This window comes from Streptomyces sp. P5F9 (assembly GCF_057961495.1).
Genome location: NZ_JBXVPZ010000467.1, coordinates 1 through 7,369 on the forward strand (window position 1 = coordinate 1; position 7,369 = coordinate 7,369).

Below are 7,369 nucleotides of genomic sequence, written 5' to 3' on the forward strand. Positions count from 1 at the left end.
CGACACCTCGTCAACAAGCCACGGCACGAACACCGCAGCCCCACGCAACCCCTGCGTCTCCCGCATCCGCCCGGTAAAGGCCCCCCAGTCCGCACCGGTCAGCACCTCCCCCATCAACGGCAACGCCCCGTCCTCCTCATGCTTGAGGTGATCGTCCAGCGTGGCCCGCAACGCCCTGACGAGATCGGGGAGTTCGAACGCCCGCTCAGCCAGCGCCGCGTCCACCGCGTCCAGCAGCGGGTCGATACGCCCATGCTCCGCCTCCATGTCATCGAGCAGCGCAAGGTCCCGCACACGCCCCGCGACCCGTTCCCGAACCCGCGGCCACAGATCACTGTCCTCCGCGGTGTGGTGGACGTGCAGTTGGTGCTTGAAGTTCTCCCACCCGGCGAGAACAGGACCGGTATGTGCCCGCCCTTCCGCGACCGCCGCGGCGAGCCGCTCCAGGTCACGCCGAAACGCGTCGTGGGAGGCGTACATGGGCGTGAAGTCGATAGTCATCGTGCGGCTTCCTCCAGCTCGGGCTCGGACATGGGCAGGGCATGCGGATTGGCGGACGGCCCGTGGTGTCGTCGTACGGCGAGACACGCGAGCGCGCCGGTCAGCAGGACGGCGACGGCGACATACACGGCGGGCTCCATCGCGTGGACGAAGCCGTGGCCGAACACCTGGCCGCCGAGAACACGCATGCGCTCGGCGATGTCATGCGGAACCCCGGCCGGGGCACCGCCCTGCTGCCCGGCACCGACGTCGGACTCCGCCTTGGAGAACGCGGCGACGAACGACTCCCGGTAGGCGGCGGGGAGTTGACCGGCCCGCGCCCGCGCCTGCTCGGTCAGGGACGAGGCGAGCTGGGCCTGGAGCACCGCCCCGATCACCGCACCGGCAAGCACCGAACCGACCTGCCGCAGCGCGTTGGTGACACCGGACGCGGCACCCGCGAGCCGGGGCGGGACGTTGCGCATGACCTCCGTGGCCATCGGGGCGAAGGTGCAGCCGACGCCCAACCCCGTGAGGAACAACGGCAACGCGATGGTCAGCCACCCCGTACCGACGTCCACCACGCCTACGACCCACACCAGGCCACTCGCCCAGGCCAGCAACCCGCCCATCAGGATGAACTTGCCGCCGACCTTGTCCGCGAGCGCCCCGGCGGGCCCGGCCATGACGAACGAGCCGAGTGCCACCGGCAACAGCACGAGCCCCGCCTTCTGCGCGCTGAAGCCGAGCACGGACTGAAGGTAGATCGTCAGGGTGAGGAACATCCCGACCACGCCGAACGACACGGTGACGCCGACGAAGTTGATGAGGCTGAAGTCGCGGTCCTTGAACAGTGAGAAGGGGACCAGGGGTTCACCGTTCTGCTGCCCGCGCTCGTGCAGCAGGAAGCCGGCGAAGAGGACGACGGCCGCGCCGAACAGGCTCCAGATCCAGGCGTTCCAGTCGTACCGCTGCCCCTCGGTCAGCCCAAACGCCAGGCAGAACAGGGCAGTTGAGGCAAGGGTGACGCCGAGGGTGTCGAAGCGGCGCCGTACCGTGCGCCGGGCGCCCGGGATGATCGCCATGGTGAGGACGAGCACCAGCGCGCCGATCGGCAGGTTGACGAAGAAGATCCAGCGCCAGGACAGATGGGTGATCAGCACCCCGCCCAGGATCGGACCCAGCGCGCCGGAGACGCCCGCCACCGCGCCCCAGATGCCCATCGCGACGCCGCGCCGGTCGGCTGGGAACACCTCGGCGATGATCGACAGGGTCTGCGGCATGAGCAGCGCCGCGCCCAGCCCCTGCACCGCGCGGAACCCGATGAGTTGGGCGGGGTCCTGCGCGAGGCCGCAGGCGAGGCTGGCCAGGGTGAAGACGGTGACTCCGGCGGCGAACAGGTTCCGTTTGCCGCGCAGGTCGCCGAGGCGTCCGCCGGTGATCAACAGGACGGCCAGCGCCAGGGTGTAGGCGTTGACGATCCAGAGGATCTCGTCCAGGGACGCGTCGAGGTCCTCGCCGAGCTGGGGGATCGCGATGTTCACGATCGTCAGGTCGAGGAGGGTCATGAAGAACCCGAGCGAGAGCGTGATGAGGATCGCCCAGGGGTTGCCGTGCCACTTCTTGAACACGATGTCGACTCCTTACGTCCGACTACGCGTCCGACCGCACGTCGGACTCGCGTTCAAGAGGGCCGACCGGCCGGCGGGTGTGACACGGCGCGAATTTCCCGAGACGTACGTCACATTCAGGCCGTCGGCTGTCACATTCCGGCCCCCGCCACCCCTCGCAGTAGTGAGCACGTCACTGGGGAGGCGCATACATGTCCGAGATTTCCGGGATCGCTGTCACCGATGAGGCGACCGCTGTCTTCATGGACCATCGGGAGCTGCTGTTCGGCCTCGTCTACAACATGCTGGGCAGCGTCGCCGACACCGACGACGTCCTCCAGGAGAGCTGGCTCTCCTGGACGTCGCGCGCCCGGCGCTCCCCGCTCGACACCATCACCAACCAGCGCGCCTATCTCGTCCGTATCGCCGTCAACCACGCGCTGCGGCGCCGCGCGACGATCACCCGCCGCCGTGAGACGTACGTAGGCCCGTGGCTCCCGGAGCCGTTGGTCGACCAGCCCGCCGGCGACGATCCCGTGGACCCCGCCCTGCGCGCCGAGTCCGTGTCGATGGCCATGCTGGTCGTCCTGGAGTCGCTGACCCCGCTGGAGCGCGCGGTCTTCGTCCTCAACGAGGTGTTCGGGTACGCCCACACCGAGATCGCGGACATCATCGACCGCACCCCGGCCGCCGTACGGCAGCTCGCGCACCGGGCGCGGGCCCATGTGCACGCGCGGCGGCCGCTGTACGAGGCGCATCCCCGGGTGCGGCGGGAGGCGACCGAGCGGTTCGTGCGGGCCGCGATCGGCGGGGACATCGCCTCGCTGATGGAGATCCTCGCGCCGGACGTCACGGTGTGGACCGACAGCGGGGGCAACCGGAAGCCGGCGGGACTGCGCCCGGTGCACGGGCGGGACAAGGCCGTCCGCCTCATCAACTCGTTCGCGGCCCGGCGTCGCGGCCCCCAGAACCTGGAGCTGCGCTACCGCCGCGTCAACGGCGACGACGCGGCCGTGCTGTTCGAGGGCGACTCGCCGTACGCGGTGATGGTCATGGACCTCACGCCCGAGGGCGACCAGGTGTCCGGCGTCTACATCGTGACCAACCCCGAGAAGCTCACGCACGTGCACAAGGACGAGGAGGAGGACCAGTGACCGGCACTTCCACCCCCTCGCGGGGCGAACGCGTCGCCGACTGGTTCGACGGCCGCCTCGGCATCCACACCCTCGGCAAGCAGTACCTGCGGAAGGTGTTCCCGGACCACTGGTCGTTCCTGCTCGGCGAGATCTGCCTGTACAGCTTCGTGGTGCTGATCCTGACGGGCGTGTATCTCACCCTGTTCTTCCACCCGTCGATGAACGAGGTGACGTACCACGGGAGTTACGTCCCCCTCAACGGCATCCGCATGTCCGACGCCTACGCCTCGACGCTGCACCTCAGCTTCGACGTGCGGGGCGGGCTGCTGGTCCGGCAGTTGCACCACTGGGCGGCGCTGGTGTTCATCGCCGCGATGCTCACGCACATGATGCGGCACTTCTTCACGGGCTCGTTCCGCAAGCCGCGCGAGCTCAACTGGCTGTTCGGCTGGACCCTGTTGTTCCTCGGCCTGTTCGAGGGCCTCTTCGGCTACTCGCTCCCGGACGACCTGCTGTCGGGCACGGGCATGCGCTTCGTGGACGGCGCGCTGCTGTCGGTGCCGATCGTCGGGACGTACCTCTCGATGTTCCTGTTCGGCGGCGAGTACCCCGGCCACGACATCGTGTCCCGCTTCTACTCGCTCCACGTCCTGCTGATCCCCGGGATCATGGCGGCACTTGTGGTCGTCCACATCCTCCTGGTCGTGTACCACAAGCACACCCAGTTCGCGGGCCCGGGCCGCACCGAACGCAACGTGGTGGGCGCCCCGTTCATGCCGGTCTACCTCGCGAAGGCGGGCGGCTTCTTCTTCCTGGTCTTCGGCGCCCTCACCCTCCTCGCGGCGGTGGCATCGATCAACCCGGTCTGGTCGTACGGCCCTTACCGCGCCGACCAGGTCTCGACGGGCGCCCAGCCGGACTGGTACCTGGGGTTCGCGGAGGGGCTGGTGCGGGTGATGCCCGGCTGGGAGATCACGGTGTGGGGGCACACACTGGTCCTCGGGGTGCTGATCCCCATCATCGTCTTCCCGCTCCTCCTGGTCCTCATCGGCGTGTACCCGTTCCTGGAGTCCTGGCGGACCGGCGACAAACGCGAACACCACCTCCTGGACCGCCCCCGCAACCGCCCCACCCGCACGGGCATCGGCGTGGCCTGGATCAGCCTCTACCTGATCCTCCTGACCGGCGGCGGCAACGACATCGTGGCGACCCGCCTCCACCTGTCGATCAACACGGTGACGTGGGCGGTGCGGGTGGCGGTGTTCGTCGTACCGACGGTCGCCTTCGTCGTGACCCGCCGCATCTGCCTGGGGCTCCAACTCCGGGACGCGGAACTGGTGTTGCACGGCCGCGAGACGGGTGTCATCAAGCGCCTGCCGCACGGCGAGTACGTGGAGCTGCACCGGCCGCTCGACCAGGCGGAACTGCACACACTGACCGCGCACAAGCGGCCGAGGGAACTCGTGGAACGCGAGCCCTGACGCCGGAGATCAGCCCTGGTCCGCCGCGAACGAGGCCATCCACGCCAACGCCGCGTTCCAGTTCACCGCCGTCTCGTTGGTCGACCAGGACTGGATGTCGTCGATGTAGCAGAACTGGCCGACGCAGCCGAGGAGTTTGCTCTGTGCGTACGGGTCCTGGATGGAGGAGTTCGCGCCTCCCGCGAGCGTGCCCCGCGGCGGGTTCGGGAGGTTCGGGTCGAGTTCGTGGGCGTACCAACGGCTGTGCTCGTTATGGGAGTTGGCCTCGCCGTAGCCGGTGACGTACGACATGTTGAGGGCGTTGCGGCCGAGGATGTAGTCCATGCTCTGGAGCGCGCCGTCACGGTATTTCGCGGCGCCGGTGAGGTCGTACGCGGTGGCGATGACGTGCGCGTTGTTGAGGATCTGGCTGTTGGAACCCCAGTCGTAGAGGTTGCCGGGCGGCGCGTACGGCATGCCGTACGGCTGGGTTCGCAGCGTGGTCAGGTAGGTGTTCGCGCCCTCGATCACCGAGCGGCGCACCGTGTCCCGGCCGGGCAGACGGCTGGGGACCGTCGCCAGGTCGAGTCGGCCCAGTGCCGCCGTGCGCGCCCAGTCGAAGCCGAGGCTGCCGAAGATGTCGGCCGTGTTGAGCGGGGAGTTGACGATGTAGTCCGCGAACTGCCGTTCTCCCGTGGTGAGATACAGCTCGGCGGCCGCCCAGTAGAACTCGTCGGTCGCGTTGTCGTCGGGGTAGGCGCCACCGCCGATGCCGTCGTTCGGGTCCGGGTACACCGAGGGGTGCGCGACCGCCGCCGCCCACGCCTTCCTCGCCGCGGCCAGCGACTTCGCCGCGAACTCCCGGTCGTAGGGCCGGTACAGGCGTGCCGCCTGCGCCGCGGCCGCCGCGAGATTGAGCGTCGCCTGGGTGGTCGGCGCGTGCAGCTCGCGCTTCTGGGGGTCCTGGCTCGGCAGCATGGGCAACCCGGTCCACTGTTCGTCGTGGACCTTGTCGTGGGCCATTCCGGCCAGCGGCTGCCCGTCCGGTACCTGCATCTTCAGCAGGAACTCCAGTTCCCAGCGGGCCTCGTCGAGCACGTCCGGCACCTTGTTGCCGCTCTCCGGGATGGCGAGCGTCCCGTCGCGCAGCTTGGCGGGCTGACCGGTGCGGGCCAGGCGTGAGCGCTCGTACGTGCTGAGCAACTCCCAGGTGGAGATACCGCCGTTGACGACGTACTTGCCGTGGTCCCCGGCGTCGTACCAGCCGCCTGTGACGTCAAGTGTGTAGTCGCACAGGCCGGGTTGGCAGGGCACGTCGGCATCGCCCTGGTTGGGGGCGACGTTCAGGTGACCGGCCGGGCGGGCGTAGCCGGGGCGCAGGTCGTCGCGTATCCCGATGCCGCTGCGCTGGGTGTAGTAGTACTTCAGCGAGTCGAGGCGCAACTGTTCATACGCGGCCGTCCCGATGTCGAACGGGCGGCTCGTCTCCCCGTCCGCCACCAGCGTGAAGCCCTCGCCGCGCCCCCGATACGGGCCGAAGTCGATCGACTGGACGTTCTGCCCGGAAGCCGCGTCGGTGCCGCGCGGCACGGTCCGCCCGTGTGCGACCACGGCACCCGCCGCGTTCTTCAACTCCCAGGGCAGCACGGACGTGGACGCGGTCACCAGGGTCGCGTTCTTCGGCCCGCCGGGCAGATAGGCGACCTGGTTCACCCGCACACGCGGTCCGGTGTCCGGCTCGTACACCTCCGGCGGCACCCCGCCCAACAGCGACACGTCGTCCATGCAGAAGTGCCAGGCGTCGGGGCCGCCGCCGAGCTGGAAGGCGACCTGCCCCTGCGTGGTGTCGACGGGCGAAGTGAACGTGTACGCAGAGGAGTTGCCCGACCCGCTCAGCTCGGGACTGACCTCGTAGTAGGTGTCGTACGGCGCCACCGACAGCCCGACGATCGCCCGCGCCACCTGCCCATCAGGCGAACCTGACGCGGTGAAGGCGAACTTGTACGACTCGCCCTTCACCAGCGTGATGTCGTTCTGGCCGACGGCCGCGTCCCAGCGGTTCGTCGTGCCGCCCGGCACGTCCGCGCAGAGCTGTCCGTCGGACAGGCCGGCGGTGACGTTGCTCGTCGTCCACCAGGGTTCGGTGGTGGTGTCGAAGGTACCGTTCCTGACCTGCTCGACCTCGTCGGCCCCGGCCGGGCCGGCCGGCAGGGCGGTGAGCGCCGCCGCGAGGAGGGCCGTGGCGGCGAGCAAGGTCGTGCTGCGTCGTTTCACGTCTGAGCCCCTCACGAACGCGGGAGCGCTCCCATCGACTGTGGACGCAGGTCATCCTGTTCGAGACATGACACCCCGTCAACGGTCCGGACAGGCCAGATTCCCGCCCGGACCGCTGACACGTTCCCGTCCGGATCGTCGACGGGTTGCGGGTCCCTATCCGGCCGGTGCCTCCAACTTGCTGATCCGGAACGCCCCTTGAGCCGTCCCGGGGTGAGCACTCCTCAGCGTCAGCCGCACCCGCGTTCCGCGCACGGCGCCGAAGGTGACGACGGTCGGGGCGTCCGAGGCGGTCGCCCAGTCGACGGCGGTCCCCTCGACCGGCACCCACCCGCGCCCGTCCCACACCGCGACCGTGACGGCTGCGGGCAGGCTGTGTGTCGAGTCCACGGTGAACGACACCTCCACC

Annotated in this window: 6 protein-coding genes; 2 read left to right on the top strand and 4 right to left on the bottom strand. The window is 69.3% G+C overall.

Annotated elements, in window-relative coordinates:
• On the bottom strand, positions 1–501 hold a 501-nt coding region (locus AC31A1_RS42655), incomplete at its 3' end, for a hemerythrin domain-containing protein (RefSeq protein WP_489658457.1).
• Positions 498–2,111: a DHA2 family efflux MFS transporter permease subunit gene (locus AC31A1_RS42660; RefSeq protein WP_489658458.1), complete on the bottom strand. Its 1,614-nt coding sequence runs from the start codon at positions 2,109–2,111 to the stop codon at positions 498–500. The genes AC31A1_RS42655 and AC31A1_RS42660, both read right to left, overlap by 4 nt.
• A 191-nt stretch (positions 2,112–2,302) precedes the next feature.
• Here AC31A1_RS42660 and sigJ point away from each other — a divergent pair, with 191 nt between their 5' ends.
• Together sigJ and qcrB are read left to right on the top strand one after the other, a co-directional pair.
• Positions 2,303–3,244, top strand: coding sequence for an RNA polymerase sigma factor SigJ (sigJ, locus tag AC31A1_RS42665; protein WP_489658459.1), 942 nt, complete (start codon positions 2,303–2,305; stop codon positions 3,242–3,244).
• Positions 3,241–4,707 carry a cytochrome bc1 complex cytochrome b subunit gene (qcrB, locus tag AC31A1_RS42670; protein WP_489658460.1) on the top strand — a complete coding sequence of 489 codons (1,467 nt, stop codon included), beginning with the start codon at positions 3,241–3,243 and terminating at the stop codon, positions 4,705–4,707. Before sigJ ends, qcrB begins: the two co-directional genes overlap by 4 nt.
• A 9-nt stretch (positions 4,708–4,716) precedes the next feature.
• Here qcrB and AC31A1_RS42675 read toward each other — a convergent pair whose 3' ends face one another.
• A complete protein-coding gene (locus tag AC31A1_RS42675; RefSeq protein ID WP_489658461.1) occupies positions 4,717–6,960 on the bottom strand; it encodes a glycoside hydrolase family 9 protein in 2,244 nt (747 codons plus the stop codon).
• A gap of 156 nt (positions 6,961–7,116) precedes the next feature.
• Positions 7,117–7,369: hypothetical protein (locus AC31A1_RS42680; protein ID WP_489658462.1), on the bottom strand; the 253-nt coding region annotated here is incomplete at its 5' end.